Origin of the sequence: Sphingobium sp. (assembly GCF_003248505.1) — a bacterium.
Lineage (GTDB): Bacteria > Pseudomonadota > Alphaproteobacteria > Sphingomonadales > Sphingomonadaceae > Sphingobium.
In genome coordinates, this window is the sequence record NZ_QFOA01000004.1 from 113146 (window position 1) to 130824 (window position 17679).

General features: G+C 61.8%; 23 protein-coding genes. 12 read left to right on the forward strand and 11 right to left on the reverse strand.

Going from position 1 to position 17679, the window contains the following annotated elements; all coding sequences use genetic code 11:
• Positions 1 to 34: 34 nt before the first annotated feature.
• From DI606_RS03280 to DI606_RS03305, 6 genes are all read left to right on the forward strand, one after another.
• Positions 35 to 466 carry a heme-binding protein gene (locus DI606_RS03280; RefSeq protein ID WP_168847345.1) on the forward strand — a complete coding sequence of 144 codons (432 nt, stop codon included), beginning with the start codon at positions 35 to 37 and terminating at the stop codon, positions 464 to 466.
• 61 nt (positions 467 to 527) lie between these two features.
• Positions 528 to 818 (forward strand): DUF1330 domain-containing protein, encoded by a 291-nt coding sequence (locus DI606_RS03285; RefSeq protein ID WP_168847397.1) that lies wholly within the window; start codon positions 528 to 530, stop codon positions 816 to 818.
• Positions 819 to 887: 69 nt separating this feature from the next.
• Positions 888 to 1178 carry a DUF2218 domain-containing protein gene (locus DI606_RS03290; RefSeq protein ID WP_161731355.1) on the forward strand — a complete coding sequence of 97 codons (291 nt, stop codon included), beginning with the start codon at positions 888 to 890 and terminating at the stop codon, positions 1176 to 1178.
• A 62-nt stretch (positions 1179 to 1240) separates the two neighbouring features.
• Entirely contained in the window at positions 1241 to 1792 is a 552-nt protein-coding gene (locus DI606_RS03295; protein WP_168847398.1) for a transcriptional regulator, read from the forward strand.
• 28 nt (positions 1793 to 1820) lie between these two features.
• Positions 1821 to 2135: a hypothetical protein gene (locus tag DI606_RS03300; protein WP_168847346.1), complete on the forward strand. Its 315-nt coding sequence runs from the start codon at positions 1821 to 1823 to the stop codon at positions 2133 to 2135.
• 62 nt (positions 2136 to 2197) lie between these two features.
• Positions 2198 to 3139, forward strand: coding sequence for a VPGUxxT family thioredoxin-like (seleno)protein, type 2 (locus tag DI606_RS03305; RefSeq protein WP_168847347.1), 942 nt, complete (start codon positions 2198 to 2200; stop codon positions 3137 to 3139).
• A 157-nt stretch (positions 3140 to 3296) separates the two neighbouring features.
• On the opposite strand, the gene DI606_RS03310 is transcribed toward DI606_RS03305, so the two are convergent.
• On the reverse strand, positions 3297 to 3950 hold the full coding sequence (locus tag DI606_RS03310; protein WP_211091136.1) for an NAD(P)-binding domain-containing protein: 654 nt from the start codon (positions 3948 to 3950) through the stop codon (positions 3297 to 3299).
• A gap of 19 nt (positions 3951 to 3969) precedes the next feature.
• Positions 3970 to 4683 (reverse strand): SDR family oxidoreductase, encoded by a 714-nt coding sequence (bdcA, locus tag DI606_RS03315; RefSeq protein WP_168847349.1) that lies wholly within the window; start codon positions 4681 to 4683, stop codon positions 3970 to 3972.
• Positions 4684 to 4756: 73 nt separating this feature from the next.
• On the opposite strand from bdcA, the gene DI606_RS03320 reads away from it, so the two are divergent.
• Positions 4757 to 5371: a TetR/AcrR family transcriptional regulator gene (locus DI606_RS03320; protein ID WP_168847350.1), complete on the forward strand. Its 615-nt coding sequence runs from the start codon at positions 4757 to 4759 to the stop codon at positions 5369 to 5371.
• Between the two features lie 457 nt (positions 5372 to 5828).
• Here the strand turns inward: DI606_RS03320 and DI606_RS03325 are convergent, their stop codons facing one another.
• A complete protein-coding gene (locus tag DI606_RS03325; RefSeq protein WP_168847351.1) occupies positions 5829 to 7445 on the reverse strand; it encodes a cyclic nucleotide-binding domain-containing thioredoxin-disulfide reductase in 1617 nt (538 codons plus the stop codon).
• Between the two features lie 430 nt (positions 7446 to 7875).
• On the opposite strand from DI606_RS03325, the gene DI606_RS03330 reads away from it, so the two are divergent.
• Genes DI606_RS03330 through DI606_RS03340 form a run of 3 tightly spaced genes read left to right on the forward strand, consistent with a single transcriptional unit; the run spans position 7876 to position 10118 of the window.
• Positions 7876 to 8346, forward strand: coding sequence for a TlpA family protein disulfide reductase (locus tag DI606_RS03330; RefSeq protein ID WP_168847352.1), 471 nt, complete (start codon positions 7876 to 7878; stop codon positions 8344 to 8346).
• Positions 8347 to 8349: 3 nt separating this feature from the next.
• A complete protein-coding gene (locus DI606_RS03335) occupies positions 8350 to 8841 on the forward strand; it encodes a DM13 domain-containing protein (RefSeq protein ID WP_168847353.1) in 492 nt (163 codons plus the stop codon).
• A gap of 8 nt (positions 8842 to 8849) precedes the next feature.
• Positions 8850 to 10118, forward strand: a complete 1269-nt coding sequence (locus DI606_RS03340; protein ID WP_168847399.1) for an MFS transporter — start codon at positions 8850 to 8852, stop codon at positions 10116 to 10118.
• Positions 10119 to 10149: 31 nt separating this feature from the next.
• Here the strand turns inward: DI606_RS03340 and DI606_RS03345 are convergent, their stop codons facing one another.
• From DI606_RS03345 to DI606_RS03380, 8 genes are all read right to left on the reverse strand, one after another.
• Complete coding sequence (locus DI606_RS03345; RefSeq protein WP_247650905.1) at positions 10150 to 10602, reverse strand: RidA family protein; 453 nt, start codon at positions 10600 to 10602, stop codon at positions 10150 to 10152.
• 37 nt (positions 10603 to 10639) lie between these two features.
• The gene (locus DI606_RS03350; protein ID WP_168847354.1) at positions 10640 to 11089 is read right to left on the reverse strand and encodes a hypothetical protein; all 450 of its coding nucleotides are present in this window, start codon (positions 11087 to 11089) and stop codon (positions 10640 to 10642) included.
• 46 nt (positions 11090 to 11135) lie between these two features.
• The gene (locus DI606_RS03355) at positions 11136 to 11705 is read right to left on the reverse strand and encodes a hypothetical protein (RefSeq protein WP_168847355.1); all 570 of its coding nucleotides are present in this window, start codon (positions 11703 to 11705) and stop codon (positions 11136 to 11138) included.
• 94 nt (positions 11706 to 11799) lie between these two features.
• The gene (locus DI606_RS03360) at positions 11800 to 12768 is read right to left on the reverse strand and encodes a magnesium and cobalt transport protein CorA (protein ID WP_168847356.1); all 969 of its coding nucleotides are present in this window, start codon (positions 12766 to 12768) and stop codon (positions 11800 to 11802) included.
• Positions 12765 to 13469 carry a glutathione S-transferase N-terminal domain-containing protein gene (locus DI606_RS03365; protein WP_168847401.1) on the reverse strand — a complete coding sequence of 235 codons (705 nt, stop codon included), beginning with the start codon at positions 13467 to 13469 and terminating at the stop codon, positions 12765 to 12767. The genes DI606_RS03360 and DI606_RS03365 overlap by 4 nt, the downstream gene beginning before the upstream one ends.
• 137 nt (positions 13470 to 13606) lie before the next feature.
• On the reverse strand, positions 13607 to 14146 hold the full coding sequence (msrA, locus tag DI606_RS03370) for a peptide-methionine (S)-S-oxide reductase MsrA (RefSeq protein WP_168847357.1): 540 nt from the start codon (positions 14144 to 14146) through the stop codon (positions 13607 to 13609).
• A 1-nt stretch (position 14147) separates the two neighbouring features.
• The gene (gene msrB / locus DI606_RS03375) at positions 14148 to 14591 is read right to left on the reverse strand and encodes a peptide-methionine (R)-S-oxide reductase MsrB (RefSeq protein ID WP_168847358.1); all 444 of its coding nucleotides are present in this window, start codon (positions 14589 to 14591) and stop codon (positions 14148 to 14150) included.
• Between the two features lie 144 nt (positions 14592 to 14735).
• Positions 14736 to 15578, reverse strand: a complete 843-nt coding sequence (locus DI606_RS03380; protein WP_293979753.1) for a LysR family transcriptional regulator — start codon at positions 15576 to 15578, stop codon at positions 14736 to 14738.
• A 252-nt stretch (positions 15579 to 15830) separates the two neighbouring features.
• Between DI606_RS03380 and DI606_RS03385 the strand changes: the two genes are divergently transcribed.
• Positions 15831 to 17063, forward strand: coding sequence for a bifunctional alpha/beta hydrolase/OsmC family protein (locus DI606_RS03385; protein ID WP_168847402.1), 1233 nt, complete (start codon positions 15831 to 15833; stop codon positions 17061 to 17063).
• 11 nt (positions 17064 to 17074) lie between these two features.
• On the forward strand, positions 17075 to 17629 hold the full coding sequence (msrA, locus tag DI606_RS03390; RefSeq protein ID WP_168847403.1) for a peptide-methionine (S)-S-oxide reductase MsrA: 555 nt from the start codon (positions 17075 to 17077) through the stop codon (positions 17627 to 17629).
• The last annotated feature ends 50 nt before the right edge of the window (positions 17630 to 17679 follow it).

Genomic DNA, 17679 nt, shown 5'->3' on the forward strand with positions numbered 1-17679 from the left:
CGGACCGATCACGCCTCCGGCGAAGGAAAATCCCATGAGCAAATCCATTGCCACCGCCTCGATCAACCGCGAAACCGCGGTCGCCCTTATCGACGCGGCGATCGCCGCGGCCCGTGCGATCGGCATCCCGGCCGCCGTCGCCGTCGTCGACGCCACCGGTAACCTGCGCGCGTTCGAGCGCACCGACGATGCGCCGTTTCTGACGGTCGATGTCGCCATCGACAAGGCCTGGAGTTCAGCCTCGTTCGGGTTCCCGACCCATGTCTGGAACGACTATGTAAGCAACGATCCGAAAGTGGCGCCGCTGGCCTATCGCCCCAGGATGGTTGCTGTCGGCGGCGGCTATCCGATCCTGGAGGACGGCAAGTTGATCGGCGGGATCGGCATCTCCGGCGGCAACTATCAGCAGGATCAGGATGCCTGCGTCGAGGCGCTTCAGAAAATCGGCTTTGAGCTGCCAGCCTGACGACTATCAGGCCATCGCCGGCGCGATGGCCTGCGAATCCAACCTTGTGAAAGATCATGTCATGGAAGCGTTCGTCGTCTTCACGCGGGAGGAAACCACCGATCCGCACGAACTCGCAACATATTCCGCGGGCGTCGGCCCATCGTTCGACGGCCACGACGTAACCTTTCTGGCCGCCTATGGCGCTATGGAGCAATTGGAGGGGCCGCCCATCGAGGGGGCCGTCATCTTGCGGTTTCCGACGATGCAGGCCGCCCATGATTGGTATCATAGCCCCGCCTACCAGACGATCGCCGCGCATCGCTTTGCCGGTTCCCGCTACCGCGGATTCATCGTTGAGGGGCGGAAGTAAAACACCAGCAAATAACGTCGGCGCTGACCGCGAGGTATATGTCCAAGCACGAAAACCAGGAGTTTCTAGATGATCGAGGCCGAGGCACGCATCGCTACGATCGAATCGAGTCGATACCTGACGAAACTCGCTGAGGCGTGGGTTCACACCTATCCGGTTCGGTATGACACGCTGACGGCCGAAATCCAGCTTCCGGGCGGCGAGCTCGTATTGACCGCAGACGGCGACAGCCTCTCCTTGAGGCTGGTGGGCACCGACCGCGAACGCTTCGATGCAACCAAGGAATCCGTCGCCAAGCACGTTGATCGCGTCGCAGAGCACGACACCGGGGTCCGATGCGTATGGCATGAAATATCATGATGGCGCCGGGGCGTCGCTGTATCGCGTCGGCATCGTATCAATCACGGATTTGAGCCTTGGGGATGCGGGCTTTCATAGACTTCGAGGCCTCCTCGCTCGGCCGGCACGGCTATCCTATCGAGGTCGCCTGGGTCTTCGAGGACGGTGCCGCCGAGGCATTTCTGATCAGACCGATCGATAAATGGACGGATTGGGACCCAACAGCACAGGCGATACATGGCATCTCTCGGGAGGAATTGTTGCAACACGGCGCCACGACCGAACACGTAGCAAACAGGCTGGTGACAGCGCTCCAGGGGCATGAGGTCTTCGCAAGCGCCCCCTCATGGGACGGCAAATGGCTCAGTGCCCTATTGCGATCGGCAGGGCTGCCGCGTCACGCCGTTCGTTTGACCGATACAGATCTCGGTTTGTCAGAACTCGCGGAAGCGCTCCTCGCGCCGCATGTGCCCTCTTCGAGGATTCCCCGCGCGATAAGGAAAATCCTTGCGGACGCGGCTGGACGCTTTGACGATCGCCCACCCGCACACCGCGCGCTGCAGGATGCTCAGCGCGAGCGCGAGCGTTGGCTTGCCGTTTCCGAACTGGCGCATGCGTTCGAAGCTAATCGATGAGAGGCGAAAATCCGTGGAGAGGACAACGATGATCGAGTGGCTGGATATTGCCAGTCTGCCTCGCGAGGTGTCGCTTGGCAGCAGCTTCTTATTCTGCACGTTCGCCCAGCATGTTTTTCACGTCACTCTGGTCCAGCGGGAGGGGCAACAGTTATGTTGGTCGATCGGTGGCCGGGAAACCCAAGCACAACTGCTCCTTGACCGCGAGATGGCCCTGGTCACGCACTTCGCGAGCCCGAATTTCCCACAACTGACTGAAGGTCAACTCGCAGCGGTCGCGATCCGGGTTGCCAACCTCGACGGCCGGGGGTTGGCATACCAGCACGACCGTTACGGTCGCTGAGCGAAGCCCTTCTCACCCCGCCAGCATATTGTATCGCATGCTGGCCACACTAGGTCACCGATATGCAAGACAACCTAGTTTCGTTTCGCGAGCATCATGAGCTCGGGGAAGTCGCGTGGTTGCGCGACTTTGAGCGCGGCCTCGTAGCCGCGTCCGATCAAGGCAAACCTATTCTCCTGTTATTTCAGGAGGTGCCGGGCTGTTCGACGTGCATAAACTTTGGGCAGGATGTTCTCACCCATCCCTTGATGGTGGAATTGATTGCGGATCACTTCATCCCGGTGGCCATCTTCAACAACCATCCAGGCAAGGACGCCGAGATCCTACGGCGTTTTGGCGAGCCATCGTGGAACAACCCGGTGGTGCGCTTCCTCGGGCCCGACGGAGCCGAGCTCGTGCCCAAACTGGCCGATCGCTATGACGCGCTCGGACTGCACGAGAAGATTACCGCTGTTCTCGAAAGGCTCGGCAGCGACCTGCCCGGCTACTTCCGCTTGCTTGGGCGCGATCTGCTCGTTGAAAATAGCCTCGCTGAAAGCGCGGTCTACACCACACCATGTTTCTGGTCGGGCGAGACGAGCCTCGCCCAGCATCCAGCGATCGTGACGACCGAGGCAGGCTGGATTGACGGAGAGGAAGTGGTTCGGGTGGATTTCGACCCGCGCGTGGCCTCGCGCTCCAAGCTGAATAGCTATGCCAGGACTGAGGGGTTCAGTCCGCTCGAAGGCGCCCTGTTCAAGCTCGACGGCGAGCCCCAATTCTACCTGCGCAAGCATGCTGCCCGCCACCTGCCTCTGACACCGGCCCAACGCACGCAAATCAATCTGGCGGTGCCGTATCACACGCCCATCGCCGACCTGCTCAGCCCTCAACAAAATGCATGGCTAGCCGACCCTCGGTTGCAGGAAGCGAGTGCAGGCGACGCGTATCATCAGGACATTCGGCAGATTTGGCCCGCGCTCGCGGCGCAACTGGGTCTGATTGGAGTCACAACCCGAAAGTGAATTTTGCGGACGCTGGGAGCGAACGGATAGCGAACGACGACAATGGTAAGAAGCGGTCCAACCGCTTTCGGGGAGGAAGGGTCGATCGATACCATCGCGTGACGCGTCTGCCTTTCTCGAAAAGGATCGAGTTTTGAGAAAGGCAGAGCCGGCCGTTCTACCTCAGCGGGAGCCGTCTCGCCTTGGCAAGGTTCACGATCAACTCGGGGAGCGTCTGATGTTCGTGCGCGCGCCATGCGGGCTGACCTGGGCCGCTCCGCCAGGACTCGCTAAGTGGACTGTTGTCTGCCGTATCGAAGCCGAACTGATCGTAAAGCCGCGTGACCAGCTCCACCGCCTCGGGGTGGTCGCTTGATACCGACAGCGCGTGCCGCCCCGGCGTGCCAGATGGCCGCGCCGACAGGAACAGCCGCGGTGCCTGAATGTGCGTGAACGCCTTCGCGACCTTAGAGGTGGGGAGCTGTTCCTGCCGTAGCTCGTGCTCCGTCTTCTCACCGACGTCTACCACGGCGTAGCGCCCGTCACGCCACGGCATGTAGTTGTTGGTGTCGAGAACGATCTTGCCCGCCAGTTGCTCGACCGGCATGTCGTTGGCGAGCTTGAGGGGGACCGCCACCACGACGAAATCCCCCGCCTCGGCCGCATCGGCAGCGGTCGCAGCGCGCGCGTCGGGCCCGAGTTCGGCGACGAGGCGGGCCAAAGTTTCCGGTCCGCGCGAGTTGGCGATCACCACCCGGTAGCCGTTCGCGATGGCGGCGCGGGCGATCTGGCTGCCTACCTCTCCCGCACCAATGATGCCGATGGTGGCCATAGTTGATCGCTCCAACGGATCAGGCACCGAACGCTCCGTCGATGGTGTGCATGGCGCCGGTGACGAACCCTGCCTCCGGTCCGGCGAGCCATGCCACCATGCCCGCGACCTCCTCCGGCCGGCCGTGACGCTTGATCGCCATGAAACCGTGCAGCAGATCCTTCATCGGTCCGTCTGCCGGGTTGGCGTCTGTGTCGATCGGACCGGGTTGCACGACGTTGATCGTAATCCCGCGAGGCCCGAAGTCGCGTGCCAGCCCACGTGCCATCCCTTGCAGCGCTGACTTGCTGAGCGCGTAAGCCGCCATGCCGGGAACGGGCATCCGATCGCCGTTCACCGATCCGATAACGATGATGCGCCCGCCCTCGGGCATCTGTCGCGCCGCCTCGACCGATGCATGATACGGCGCGTGAACATTGATCCGGAACAGCCGGTCAATCGCGTCCGGGTCCTGTTCCAGCGAGTCGCCGAACACGGCGATGCCGGCATTGACGACCAGCACGTCGAGCGCGCCGCTGTCCTTCACGCGTGCGATCACCGCGTCGCGATCCGCGCTGTCCGTCTCCACGGCCGTGCTGCGCGTCTCGGCCGCCAACGCTTCGGCTGCGTCTCGCGAGCCGGAATAGGTGAAGACCACGGTCGCGCCATCCGCTGCAAAGCGCCGAACGATTGCCGCGCCGATTCCGCGGCTACCACCAAGCACAAGAACGGATTTTCCCTCGAACGCACCCATCGCACTCTTCCTTGATCAATAACTTACGATCCGCTACATAAATGGTTCAACCCCGCGCGTCAAGGTATTTGTAGTGGAGCATACAGAAAGCCGCCGCACACGTGGCCGACCGCGCCAGTTCGACTTGGACGAGGCGGTCGCGGCCGCCCAACGCCTGTTTCACGCCCGCGGCTACGATGCGGTCAGCGTCGCTGACCTCATCCAGGCGATCGGTATAAATCCGCCCAGCTTCTATGCCGCCTTTGGTAGCAAGGCGGACCTCTACAGCCGCATCCTCGATCGTTATGCCGCCCAAGGCGCGATCCCGCTGGCCGATCTGCTAAGCGCGGATCGACCGATCGCGGAATGTCTCGTGGCGGTGCTGGAAGAGGCGGCCCGGCGCTACGCAGCCGATCCCGGCGCGGCGGGTTGCCTCGTCATCGAGGGTGCGCGCTGCGCCGACCCAGAAGCAAAAGGCGCTGCTGGCGCTTTCATTACGGCTGCGGAGGAGGCGATTTATCGATTCATTGCCGCCCGTTATCCCGATCAAGCCGCGTGTATCCAAGATTATATGAGCACCGTAATGGCCGGGCTGTCCGCCAGCGCCCGTAACGGGCACAATTTTGATCGCCTGCTCGCAACCGCCCGTCTCGCAGGAGTCGGTCTTGAACAGACGTTCGCGCTTAATAGGCAAGGTCGGGAAAAGTGAACACGACGTTCCCGTAAAGGAAGGTGTAGCGAGAAAGCTGGCAGAATCGGTCTTTTGATGCCCCCGGGAAAGCTATTTTCTCGAAATCTGTCCCGATTGAGTTTTCTCAAATCAACCCGTCCTACATGGAAAAACGGGAATGTTTTGGCACGGCAGAATGCTGGTTTCGGAAAGGTGAGCCGACTTACTGAAGGGGTGGGGTTTGGGCGATTCGTGCCGTTGGCCGTCAAACGCTGGTATGCCGGTCAGCGTCATAGTGTCCGACAGCGCACCGTTCTGATGGGTTGCCGGACAATATCGGCGGGCGACGGGTTCACGGACACGTTCTGTTCGCTCCTAGCGATGCAAAACTCACTTTCGTGTCGTGACCCTTGATTGGACATGGTGCCGGTGGTCCCGAACCGGACTGAGCGGCGTGCTAGGTAGGATCTGCCACCGGAACCGCGGGCGGTCGGCATTAGACCCGAACGTGGGCCCAAACCTTGGAGATCACGACCGAGCCTTCGCCCACCGAGGATGCCACCCGCTTCACGGATCCCGCGCGGACATCGCCCACCGCGAAGATGCCAACCTCCGAGGTCTCATAAGGCGAGGCTCCGTCCACCTCTTGCCCGGTCAGGACGAAACCGTGGGGGTCGAGCGCGACGAGCCCCGAGAGCCATGCGGTGTTGGGTGCAGCGCCGACCATGACGAAGAGCGCGCCGGAATCGAGCGTGCGGGTCGAGCCGTGATGCACGTCGCGTATCGTGACCGCCTCGAGCCTGTCCGATCCGTGGAGGGCGCTGACTTCCGTGCCATATTCGATCGTGATCGCTGGGTCTGCAACGAGCCGGCTGGACAGGTAGCTCGACATCGATGACGCAAGCGAGCGGCCGCGAACCAGGACGCGGACATGCTTCGCAGAGCGGCTGAGGAACATCGCTGCCTGACCGGCGGAGTTGCCGCCACCGATGATGATCGTCTCGGTGTCCCGGCTATAGCGCGCCTCGCTCTCGGTAGCCGCGTAATAGACACCGGCCCCTTCAAACGCTTCAAGCCGATCGATCGGCAGCCGGCGATATTGGACACCGGTCGCCACGACGACGGCCCGCCCGCGGACCCGTTGTTCGTTGTCGAAGGTCGCACAGAACGAGCTGTCTTCCAGACGTTCCAGTTTCACTACCCGCCGCGGCATCGCGAAACGCGTGCCAAATTTCATAGCCTGGACCTCGCCGCGCCACACCAGGTCGGCGCCAGAGATCCCAGTCGGAAAACCCATGTAGTTCTCGATCCGGCTCGAGGTGCCCGCCTGACCTCCGATCGCCACATCCTCGATCACCAGTGCACGTAGCCCCTCAGCGCCCGCATAGACGCCTGCTGCCACTCCTGCAGGCCCGCCGCCTACAATCAGAACGTCGAAGGCCTCATCGTCGACGAGATCGTGATTGAGGCCGAGCAAGCGCGCCACCTTGTCGGGGGTCGGGTCGGCGACAACCACATCGCGCCCGAAGACTACCGCCGGCTTGTCCGGTGACGTCGAGCAGGTCATCGCGACAGCCGCCGCCTCCGCACTCCCGAGCGCATATGACATATAGGGCAGACGGTTGCGGCTCGCGAACTCCGCGATCCGGCGCACGCCTCGATCCACTTCCTCGCCGATCAAAACGAGCGTGCCGTAACGTCTGTCGAGTTGCTGGCGTCGCCGCGCCGAGAGCACGGTGATGACGATGTCGGACATCTCCGGCGTTTCGGACATCAGTCGCAACATGTCCGGGCGCGGCACTTCGATCACGGTGGTGTCGGTGACCGCTCGCATCGGCAGCGACCAGTTGCCGCCGTTAAGGAACGCAATTTCCGCCATGAACTGGGTTGGCCCGAGGGTTGAGGCAATATGGCGCTCGTCCGTGAAGGGGTTCACGACCTCGATCTCGCCCTCCTCGACATAGACGAAGCGGTTGGCGGGCTCCCCGGCACGTGCGACGAACGTGCCGGCGGGATAGCGGTGAATCGTGCCAACTGCTTTCAACGCCGCGACATGCGTCGCAGAAAGGGGAACACGTTGCATCTCTCGTAAGTCGCGCCCGATCGATTCCATTACGTCCCGCCCCGTGTTGCCCGTCGGAGCGACAGTCGCCCCGGTAGCCTGGCTGCGCAAGAGTAGATGCGAGTGCAGAAGCGCAATCCGGCCGATCCATTAGCGGTTTCAAGTCGCTCGTCAGACTTCTCAACGGGCCAGAGCCAAATTGCGCCTCACATCTCAGGGTATTAGCAATAGCTAAGTAAAGTTGCTGGAGAGATGGGTGCGGTAAGGTATGGAAACTATGTCGCGCGGCTATTGGAAATACTGCGCGCATACCCTCATAGTCCGGCAGGAGAAACCTTAGAGCCCCGAGTGTAATTCGGACAAAGTGGCGATCCGAGCGATCAATTATTTGGGATGCGGGCGCAAAACCAGCTCGGAGGTTCGCGCGCCATCGCGATGCGCGACCATTCATTGGGCTTCAGCGTCGGAATTGGAGGATCAGATGAGCGTCGCCGGAGAACAAGCGCCCGAGCTGCGCGTGCAGAAATGGATCGGCGCTGATGGAGGTAGCATCGCGCCGCTCAAGCTATCGGACCTCGGCGCGGGCCCGAAGATCCTGTTCGCCTTCCAGCACTGGTGCCATGGTTGCCATCTGCATGGCTTTCCCACGCTGCAAAGGCTGCACAGCGCGTTGAGCCTCAGGGGCGTTGGCTTCGCGGTGATCCAGACCGTCTTCGAAGGGGCGGATGAGAACACCTTTGAGAAGTTGCGCGTGAATCAGCTCAAGTATGAGCTTCCTATCGCGTTTGGCCAGGACGAGCCACCTGCCGGCGCGACTCTTCCCACCTTCATGGAGGACTACCGCACCCGGGGAACGCCCTGGTTCTCCGTGATGGACGCTGGCGGCCGGATCGTCTTCTCGGACTTCCATCTCGACGCCGATCAGCTCGTAAAGGGACTGGAGCTGGTGTAACCGATGCGGCGCTGGGTCATCCTGATTGCCACCCATCTCGCGATGCTTGCCATCGGTTTTGCGGGCGGCGTCTACACGCTGCCGATCCTGACCGCCCCCCGAGCCCCGGACGCGGCGGCCTTGCGAGCCATTTCAGCCGAGTCGCTCTACGCAGGGCGTCTGGCCCGCGATCTCAATGGCAGCGATCTGCTTCACTGGGGGGAAGGCGAGATCCGGGTATCGCGCGACCGTATCGCCCATATCGGGCGCCTCGCCCCCGGACCGGACTACAAGCTCTACCTCGCACCACATTTCGTCGACACCAAGGAGGCCTTCCTCCTCATCAAAGACAGATCGGTCCGCGTGGGCGACGTGAAAGCGTTCAACGGCTTCATCGTCGAGGTGCCTGCCGGTGTCGATGTTCGCGATTACAATACGGTCGTCATCTGGTGCGAAGCATTCGACCAGTTCATCACCTCCACAGAATATCAACCCTCGCGCCAGGCGAGAAAATGAGCGCGGCCATGGATACCATGAGGTCGGCGGGCAGACGCGGCCTCGTTCTCACGCCGGTGGCGGCGCTGCTGTTGAGTGTCGCCGCTCTGCTGCTGGGCAACGGTTTGCTGGGCACGCTCCTGATCGTGAGAGCCGGCCAGGAGGGCTTTTCGACCGGCGCGATCAGCGCGATGATGTCTTTCTATTTCGCGGGTTTCACGATCGGCGCGCTAGTGTTGCCGCGGATCATCGTCTCCGTAGGGCACGTCAGAACCTTCGCCGGCTTTGCGGCTATCGCTTCGATGACTGCCCTTCTTCATTTGGCGTTCGTGGAACCGTTTGCCTGGATACCGCTTCGCCTGATCACCGGGTTCGCCTATGCGGGCATGATCCTCGCTACGGAGAGCTGGCTCAACGCCCATGCGTTGCCATCCACGCGAGGCCAGCTCCTGTCGATCTTCGGTATCGTCTCGATGGGCTCATGGGCAATCGGGCAGGCGCTGCTCAACGTCGCGCCGCCCGTCGACGTGACCTTGTTCCTCATCGTGTCGCTGTTGATATCGGCGGCGGTGGTTCCCATCACCTTGCTGCCCAGTCATCCGCCGGCCCAGGTGGCCCAGGAGCCGGTCGCGTTTCGGGACCTCGTCCGCGTATCACCGCTCCCTGCGGCCGGCGCTTTCCTGGCAGGCCTGGCTATCGGCGGTTTCTGGGGGTTAGGTCCGAACTTCGCCCAGAGGATCGGACTTGGCGTGGGCGGGATATCGGCTTTCATGGCCGCGGTGCTTGGCGGAACGCTGGTGTTGCAATGGCCGCTCGGCTGGCTTTCGGATCGAGTGCCCCGGAGTTTCGTCATCGCCGGTGCGGCACTGGCGTCGGCAGCGGCTGCGATCGGCGTAGCGCTGGCGGTGGACGCGCCTCTGGCCGTGCTCCTTGCCGCGGGCGCGCTGTTCGGCGGCTTCGGCATCCCGATCTATTCGCTGTGCCTTGCCGTCGCGAACGACGATCTTCCGGCCGGCCGGCTGCTCGGTACCGCACGCGCCCTGCTGCTGCTCAACGGGATAGGGACAGCTGCTGGCCCGCTTATCGGGGGAACAGCGATGACGATCCTGGGCCCGGGCGGCTTGTTCCTTTACGCAGCGGCGTTGCTCACACTCCTGGCGGCCTTGGCCATCGCCCGGATCCCAAGCCGCTCGACCCAAACCAAGCCTGCCCCCCGTTCTCCAAGCACGCCGATGATCACCGGATCGCTTGATACGATGATGTGTATGCAGAAGCGGTCGCAGGGGGTTCGACCGTAACGCGGCACGCCAACTGCACGAACCGCGCTGGTCAGGCGATGATGGCCGTTACCCTGATTTCGATACGCATCGTTGGAAGCCCCAGCGCTTCGATTCCCAACTGCGTCCAGATTGGCGCGCGGTTGGGCATATAGTGGCGGTACAGCCTGGCCATTGTTTCGTTGATCACCGGAGGAAAGCCCCCGACGTGGTAGGAGTTGACGTGGACGACATGCTCCCAACGTGCCCCGGCTGTCGCGAGCGTCCGTTCCACGTTCTTGAACGCCTGCTCGATCTCTTCCTCGATCGATTCCGGAATGACGAGATCGTCGTTCCATCCGCCCTGTCCGGAGGTCTCCACGCGGTCACCAACGCGCATTGCCTGCGAGTAATGCAGCGCGTCATGCAGGCGCTGCCCATATCCGGGGGTGATGAAGAATGACGGTGTTGTCATGAGTTTGCCTTTGATGTGACAGGTCGATGCGGCTGCGGGGACCGTATGCATGCAGAAAGGGCATTGCGCGGCGGCTTGGTAGTGTGCGCTATTCCACGTCTTCCACCACGAGATCCCGTCCGTTGAACTGCACGGTCTCGCCGGCGCGGGCACCTTCGATCGCTTCGAAGATCGGCGCCATCGTCGAAATGCCCATCAGCTCACGTCCCTGACAGGTGAACCTGCTCGTCGACACCGCGACCGCGAAGTAGCGGCCGGACAGCTTGACGACAGCGCCTTCGGCGACGGCCGACTTGGGGCCAAAATCGATCGTCCTGAGCTTTTCGAGTTTCTCGGCATAGTCATGGAGCGTGTCATCGAGCGCTTCGGCGAAGTCACTCGCGACCTCGGCCTGCGCCAGTTCGTCGTTTTCGATCGGTTCGCTGCGATCGAGTCGCGCGGTAGAGACATAGTCCAGATAGTTTTCGCGAGCGCTCTGCAACGCTGCGGTCTCCAGAGAAAGCATCGTCTCTCGGATGTGGCTCTTGTTCCAGTCCATGATCACCTCGTTGTGTTTCAGTGTTTTTGAAAGTTCTGTGATGCCGCTATTCGTCGCTGATGACGTCTTCGCCCTGGTATGGAACTCGGATCAGGCGAGAATCGCGGATGATGCTCGTGACAAGCCAGACATATTCCTGCTCGGCGGTATCAAAGCCGAGGATGCTGAAGGATTGGCCGAAAGGGCAGGGTGGGAAGTCTGGAAACCCTTCCCGCAAGATGTAACGCTCGGGATCGCGGTTGAACTCGACCTTGTACACCTTCCGGAGTCCGTGCTTGCTCGGCAGATCCTGGTCACCTGCCTGCGCCGTTTCCCGATCCGCTACGAGGCGCTCGGACAGGTCCCGGGGACAAATTTCGTGGAACACGTCGAACGCGTCGATCAACAGGCCCTTGTGCGCGGTCGCTGGATCGGTGATCGCATAGATGTTGGAGGCGTCCTCGCCATCCCCACTTTCGAGGCGCAGCGCCGCATCGATCTGGATCCCGCACGGATCGAGGGTCGATCCCAGTTCGAGATCGACAAGTTTGCCGTCCTTGACGCGGTATTCGCGGTGGTAGCCCTTGGCGATGAAGGATTGGACTGCTTCTAGAACGTCGGTCACTTGGGAGGTCATGGAAGCACCTTCATCTCGAGTTGGATTGGACACGCTCCTCCACCGGGCGCGCTGTCGCCCGTCGGAGGTCGGACAAGCGCGCGAAGTGCTGATTTCATAGCCACTTGGCCTTCTTGAAGCGCACGAACAGGAGGAGGCAGAGCACCGCTACCACCCCGAGCACGACGAAGTAGCCGTATGGCGTGTCCAGTTCCGGCATGTGCTTGAAGTTCATGCCGTAAATTCCAGCGATCGCCGTCGGGACCGCCAATATTGCCGCCCAGGCGGCGAGCTGGCGGGTGACGACTCCGATCCTTTGTGCTTCCAGAAGACTGCTGGCCTCAAAGACCGTAGACAGAACCTGCAGGAGACCATCGACCATGGATTGCACGCGGTGAACATGGTCCGCGACGTCGTGGAAGAATGGTGTCATTTCGACGCTGATGCAGGGAAAGTGGCCGCGTACGAGCTTTCGCACCAACTCGGCCATAGCCCCGAGCGTGCGTTGGAACCGCGTGAGTTCGGACCTTAGTTCGAAGATGCGGGAGACCTCCTTCCGCCCGAGGAAGTCGTCGAGCGACATTCTCTCCATCTCCAGGACGTCGTCCTCGATCATTTCGAAGATCGGGAGATACTGATCGACCACGCGGTGCAGGATCGCGTGGAGCACATAGTCGACACCCTTGGCGAAAAACGTCGGCGAAGCCTCAAGTTGCTCGCGAAGCTTGCCCAGCGCTCCCCCGTTGCCGTGCCGCACGGTGATGAGATGATTGTGACCGGTGAAGATCGCCATCTTGCCATAGACGATCCGGTCGCCGACCAGCTCGGCGGTTTGCGCGACGATGTAGAGCTCATCGTTATAGACTTCGAGCTTTGGCGGGCACAGCGGGTGCATCGCGTTATCGATCGCCAGAGGGTGGAGATTATATGTCGCCTGGATCGCTCTCAGTTCGTCCTCGGTGGGCTCGCTGAGCGCGATCCAGCAGAAGCCCGAGCGATCCTCGTTCAGCTCGACGCGCTCATCGAGCGCGATTTCGCGAACTCGCTTGCCTTCTTTGTAATAATAAGCGGCGATGATGCTCATGCCGGCCTCGCCGGGATCTTCAGGCCACGCCGCACGGCCGGTCGAGCCAGCCCTCGCCCCAGCCATGCCTGGACGTTCGAATAAGTGCTGAGGCCAAGCACGTCGCCGGCATCGTAGAATTCGACCAGCGCGTTCACCCAGCCGAGCGTCGCGATGTCCGCGATCGAATAGTTGTCGACGATCCAGTCGCGCCCTTCCAGCCGGCGATCCAACACCCCGAGGAGACGCTTCGCTTCATCTATAAAGCGCTGCTGCGGCCGCTTGTCCTCATAGTCCTTGCCGCCAAATCGCAGGAAGAAGCCAAGTTGACCGAACATCGGCCCGATGGCCGACATCTGGAACATCACCCACGCCAGTGTCTCGTAACGCTGGGCGGGTTCGGTGGAGATGAACTGGCCCGTCTTGTCGGCCAGATAGAGGAGGATCGCACCGGATTCCCATAAGGCGATCGGCTTTCCACCAGGACCTGCCGGATCGATGATCGCCGGAATGCGGCCATTCGGGTTCAACGAAACGAACGCTGGATCCTTCGACTCGTTGTTCGAGATGTCGACGTAATGGGGCTCGTACGCCAGGCCGGTCTCCTCCAGCATGATCGAGACCTTGACGCCATTCGGCGTGGGCGCTGCGTAAAGTTGCAGGCGATCAGGATGCGAAGCTGGCCAGCGCTGCGTGATTGGGAAGGACGAGAGGTCTGGCATGTTTCTGCGATCCTGAAGCTGTGGCGGTCGACTGGAATGACCCACCTTATCAGGGCAGGGTTCGATGACCGCATCGTTGGGCGACGCGGTCATCGGAACGTCTAAACCGGACCGGCATAGCGGAACGGCAGTGTAGCCTATTCCGCAGCAGTCTCGGCCGCGGGCTGCACATCGCCGGCCTTCTGGCGCTTCGGAAGCACCCAGCCGGGTCTTGCGAAGTGACATGTGTAGCCGCCTGGCCGCTTCTCCAGATAATCCTGGTGTTCCGGCTCGGCCTCCCAAAACTCACCAACCGGCGCGACCTCGGTGACGACCTTGCCATCCCACAGCCCGGACGCATCCACATCGGCGATCGTATCCTCGGCTACGCGCTTCTGCTCCTCGTCAACATAATAGATGCCCGACCGGTACGAGAGCCCACGATCATTGCCCTGGCGGTTCAGCGTCGTCGGATCGTGGATCTGGAAGAAGAATTCCAGGATGTTCCGGTAGCTCGTCACCGCCGGGTCGAAGACGATCTCGATCCCCTCGGCATGCGTGCCGTGATTACGATAGGTGGCGTTCGGCACATCGCCGCCGGTGTAACCGACACGAGTCGAGACGATGCCGGGCCGCTTGCGGATCAGATCCTGCATGCCCCAGAAACATCCGCCTGCGAGAATAGCGCGTTGATGCACGTTAAGCCTCCTCTACCTGATCGAGATATTCGCCGTATCCCTCGGACTCCATTTCATCGCGGGGGATGAAGCGGAGCGATGCTGAGTTGATGCAGTAGCGCAGACCGCCGCGGTCGGAAGGACCATCCGGGAACACGTGGCCGAGATGGCTGTCTGCGTGCACCGACCTGACCTCGGTCCGGACCATGCCGTGCGCGCTATCCCGCAGCTCGTTCACGTTTGCCGGAACGATCGGCTTGGTGAAGCTGGGCCAGCCGGAACCGGAGTCGAACTTGTCTGTCGAGGCGAACAGCGGCTCTCCGGATACGATGTCGACGTAGATACCCGGCTCCTTGTTGTCGTTATACTCGCCCGTGAAGGGCCGTTCGGTGCCCGATTCCTGGGTGATCCGACGCTGCTCGGCAGTAAGGCGATCAACCGCTTCCTGCGATTTTTCGAACTTCATGATAGTCTCCTTTACTTATCTAAGAGGTCGAGACCCGGTGCCGCTATTTCGTCAGTGGTTGCGCAGATTATCGCAGCGCGGTCCGGAATTATCCAATGCGCTCTGCGTATAGTTTCCATAGCGCGGGAGCTCTTGGGACTGCGTTCAGCTCCACGCATATCCGGCTGCCAGATGCGCGATCTTCCGTATCTCTACCGGAGCCGTCGACCCGGATACCGTCGCCATGACGACTTCGCGCTCCAGTACAAAACCGTCGATCGGCCGGGTGACGAGGCCGTGCGCGATGGCCGAGCGTTCCGGAAGGATGCATATGGAGTGACCGTCGGCGACCACCCGCTGCACCCAGTCGTCCCGATCTGATCGGAAGCGGGGTTGCATGAGCGCACCACGTCGCGCGAAGTGGTCGAAGATCTGATCGCGAAATTCGCATTTCAGGCGATCGACGAAAGGAAATTCGAGCAGGTTTTCCCCGCGCACCGTCTCACGGGCAGCCAGGGGATGGTTAGCCGAACAGCCGAGCACGAAGCGTTCCCGAAATAAGGGGTGCACATCCAGCTTGCGTTCCTGCCTTGTCTCACGCGGCAGGATGCACGCGTGGTACTTTCCCGAGAGCACTTCCGATGTATCCTCGTTCGCCTGGAGCGAGTGCAACCTGATCTCGATGGATGGCACTTCCGCTAACGCGCTTTCGAAGAATGCCGCGAACCCCTTTGGTCCGATGGTGGGCGCGATGGCGACATCGAGCACGCGGTGCCTCCCCATCGCCCAGTTTTCGGAGTGGTCGCGGACGCTCTTCATCGCGGCCGCCATGCGCCGGAATTCGGCCTCCACGTCCAGGCCAAGACCGGTCAGGCGGCTGTTCTTTCCGTCGCGATGGATCAGTGGCCCGCCGAGTTCATCTTCGAGGCGACGGATCGCACGGGTCAGACTTGGCTGTGATACACCGCTCAGACGAGCAGCCGCCGTGAAGTTCAGCGTCTCGGCCAATCTGATGAAATAGCTGATCTGGTTGAGTTCCATTACCGTCGCCAATGAGCCCTGACTGATGCTGCATTCGTGCGATGGCCCCCGGAGCGATCCACACTGTATGCGCGACGCATATAATATGTGCATGGGGGGTTGTCTATATGCGTCACGCATATAAAGTATGCCGTGCGACTATCGGTGGCGGTGCGCTGCGCTCAGCTCCGCCTGGAAACTTCGGGAGAGCGATCGTCAAACCGCGTGCTAAAGGATCAAATAGATATGTCAGAAAAAACATTCACGTTTATCAGTGGGGCTGGATCTCAGCTGTCCGGGCACCTCGAACGGCCGGAAGGAACGCCGCGGGGCTGGGCGATCTTCGCCCACTGCTTCACATGCGGGAAGGACAGTCGCGCCGCCGTTTACATCGCGCGTGCGCTCTCGCGTGCCGGCATCGGAGTGTTGAGGTTCGATTTTGCCGGGACCGGGATCGGCGGTGGGGCAGGGGAAGCTGTGAACTTCGCTTCGGACGTCGATGACCTTCGCGCGGCCGCCAAGGCGATGGCCGAGGCGGGCATGCCACCCTCCCTCCTGGTCGGTCACAGCCTGGGTGGAGCGGCTGTGATCGTGGCCGCAGCCGAACTACCCGACGTTGCGGCGGTGGCAACCATCGGCGCTCCGGCCGACCTTCAGCACATCCTGCGCTTCTTCGGACAGGAGGGCCTCGACGCCATCGCGCGGGAGGGCGAGGCCTCGGTGGAGATCGCCGGGAGACCGTTCCTGGTCAGCCGCGGGTTCTTAGATGCGGTTGAGGGCATCGATGTCGAGAAGGCCATCGCCTCCCTGCGACGTCCGGTGCTGGTCATGCACTCGCCGCTGGACCAGGTGGTCGGCATCGACCACGCGTCGCGCATCTTCCTGGCGTCGAGGCATCCGAAGAGCTTCATCTCGCTCGACAATGCGGATCACCTTCTCACCGACGCTGCAGACGCGAATTATGCCGCGGCTATGGTGGCGGCCTGGGCGAGCCGCTTTCTCCCACCGCTTACGGCGGATCTTCCGCAGGTCGAAATTGCCGAGGGCGTCGTCGCCACTGAAACCCTTGCCGGGAAATTCCAGCTCGATGTCCGCAGCGGCGAGCACAGTTTGATTGCCGATGAACCAGCATCGGTCGGCGGCCTTGGAACCGGGTTCTCACCCTTCGAACTGGTTTCCGCCGGCCTTGCGGCCTGCACAGTGATGACGATGCGTCTATATGCGGACCGCAAGGGCTTTCCGCTCGAACGGGCGAGCACGACCGTGCAGCACGAGAAGGTGCCGGACATGATGCCACCGGACCGTTTCACCCGCACCATCGTCCTCGATGGCCCGCTGAGTGATGATCAGCGTGCTCGGATCCTCGCGATCGCTGATCGATGCCCCGTCGATCTCACTCTCATCCGGGGCTCGGACGTACAGACCGAGCTCCTGGGCACCAGTCAGGCTGCGGATCCCGCGAGGCCGGCTTGACGGTGGAGCACATGGGGGAGGGCGCACCGAGTGTTGCCCAATCGCCTGCCGGCGATGAGGCGGCCGCGACAGAGCGAGCAATTCTCGCAGGCGGTTGCTTCTGGGGCGTGGAGGATCTGCTGCGCCGAGCCAGGGGCGTCCTGTCGACGCGCGTGGGGTACACAGGGGGTGAAATGCCCGATCCGACCTATGCGAGACATTACGGCCATGCGGAAGCGGTGGAGGTGACCTTCGATCCTTCCATACTCAGCTATCGCTCCCTCCTGGAGCTCTTCTTCCAGATCCACGACCCCACGACTTACGAGCAGCAAGGCAGCGATGTCGGCCCCAGCTATCGGTCGGCGATTTTCTACACCAGCGACGTGCAGAAAGAGGTCGCTCTGGCGACGATCGCCGAGATCGAGGCGTCAGGACGCTGGCCTGGCCCGGTCTTGTCGGAGATCAATCCAGAGGAAATCTTTTGGGAAGCGGAGCCGGAGCACCAAAAATATCTGGCGCGCGACCCTTCGGGGTATAGCTGTCACTTCGCGCGTCCGACGTGGCGCCTGGATGGATCTGGCCGATGAGCAAGTTGGTAATGCCCCCATTGGGTCGTGCGGAAAAGGGTCGCAAGCAC

What these genes read in the sequence shown, in the direction of transcription:
- DI606_RS03280 (WP_168847345.1), top strand. Translation starts at nt 35, where the DNA reads ATGAGCAAATCCATTGCCACCGCCTCGATCAACCGCGAAACCGCGGTC.
- DI606_RS03285 (WP_168847397.1), top strand. Translation starts at nt 528, where the DNA reads ATGGAAGCGTTCGTCGTCTTCACGCGGGAGGAAACCACCGATCCGCAC.
- DI606_RS03290 (WP_161731355.1), top strand. Translation starts at nt 888, where the DNA reads ATGATCGAGGCCGAGGCACGCATCGCTACGATCGAATCGAGTCGATAC.
- DI606_RS03295 (WP_168847398.1), top strand. Translation starts at nt 1,241, where the DNA reads ATGCGGGCTTTCATAGACTTCGAGGCCTCCTCGCTCGGCCGGCACGGC.
- DI606_RS03300 (WP_168847346.1), top strand. Translation starts at nt 1,821, where the DNA reads ATGATCGAGTGGCTGGATATTGCCAGTCTGCCTCGCGAGGTGTCGCTT.
- DI606_RS03305 (WP_168847347.1), top strand. Translation starts at nt 2,198, where the DNA reads ATGCAAGACAACCTAGTTTCGTTTCGCGAGCATCATGAGCTCGGGGAA.
- DI606_RS03310 (WP_211091136.1), bottom strand. Translation starts at nt 3,950, where the DNA reads ATGGCCACCATCGGCATCATTGGTGCGGGAGAGGTAGGCAGCCAGATC.
- bdcA (WP_168847349.1), bottom strand. Translation starts at nt 4,683, where the DNA reads ATGGGTGCGTTCGAGGGAAAATCCGTTCTTGTGCTTGGTGGTAGCCGC.
- DI606_RS03325 (WP_168847351.1), bottom strand. Translation starts at nt 7,445, where the DNA reads ATGGAATCGATCGGGCGCGACTTACGAGAGATGCAACGTGTTCCCCTT.
- DI606_RS03330 (WP_168847352.1), top strand. Translation starts at nt 7,876, where the DNA reads ATGAGCGTCGCCGGAGAACAAGCGCCCGAGCTGCGCGTGCAGAAATGG.
- DI606_RS03335 (WP_168847353.1), top strand. Translation starts at nt 8,350, where the DNA reads ATGCGGCGCTGGGTCATCCTGATTGCCACCCATCTCGCGATGCTTGCC.
- DI606_RS03340 (WP_168847399.1), top strand. Translation starts at nt 8,850, where the DNA reads ATGGATACCATGAGGTCGGCGGGCAGACGCGGCCTCGTTCTCACGCCG.
- DI606_RS03345 (WP_247650905.1), bottom strand. Translation starts at nt 10,602, where the DNA reads ATGCATACGGTCCCCGCAGCCGCATCGACCTGTCACATCAAAGGCAAA.
- DI606_RS03350 (WP_168847354.1), bottom strand. Translation starts at nt 11,089, where the DNA reads ATGGACTGGAACAAGAGCCACATCCGAGAGACGATGCTTTCTCTGGAG.
- DI606_RS03355 (WP_168847355.1), bottom strand. Translation starts at nt 11,705, where the DNA reads ATGACCTCCCAAGTGACCGACGTTCTAGAAGCAGTCCAATCCTTCATC.
- DI606_RS03360 (WP_168847356.1), bottom strand. Translation starts at nt 12,768, where the DNA reads ATGAGCATCATCGCCGCTTATTATTACAAAGAAGGCAAGCGAGTTCGC.
- DI606_RS03365 (WP_168847401.1), bottom strand. Translation starts at nt 13,469, where the DNA reads ATGCCAGACCTCTCGTCCTTCCCAATCACGCAGCGCTGGCCAGCTTCG.
- msrB (WP_168847358.1), bottom strand. Translation starts at nt 14,591, where the DNA reads ATGAAGTTCGAAAAATCGCAGGAAGCGGTTGATCGCCTTACTGCCGAG.
- msrA (WP_168847403.1), top strand. Translation starts at nt 17,075, where the DNA reads ATGGGGGAGGGCGCACCGAGTGTTGCCCAATCGCCTGCCGGCGATGAG.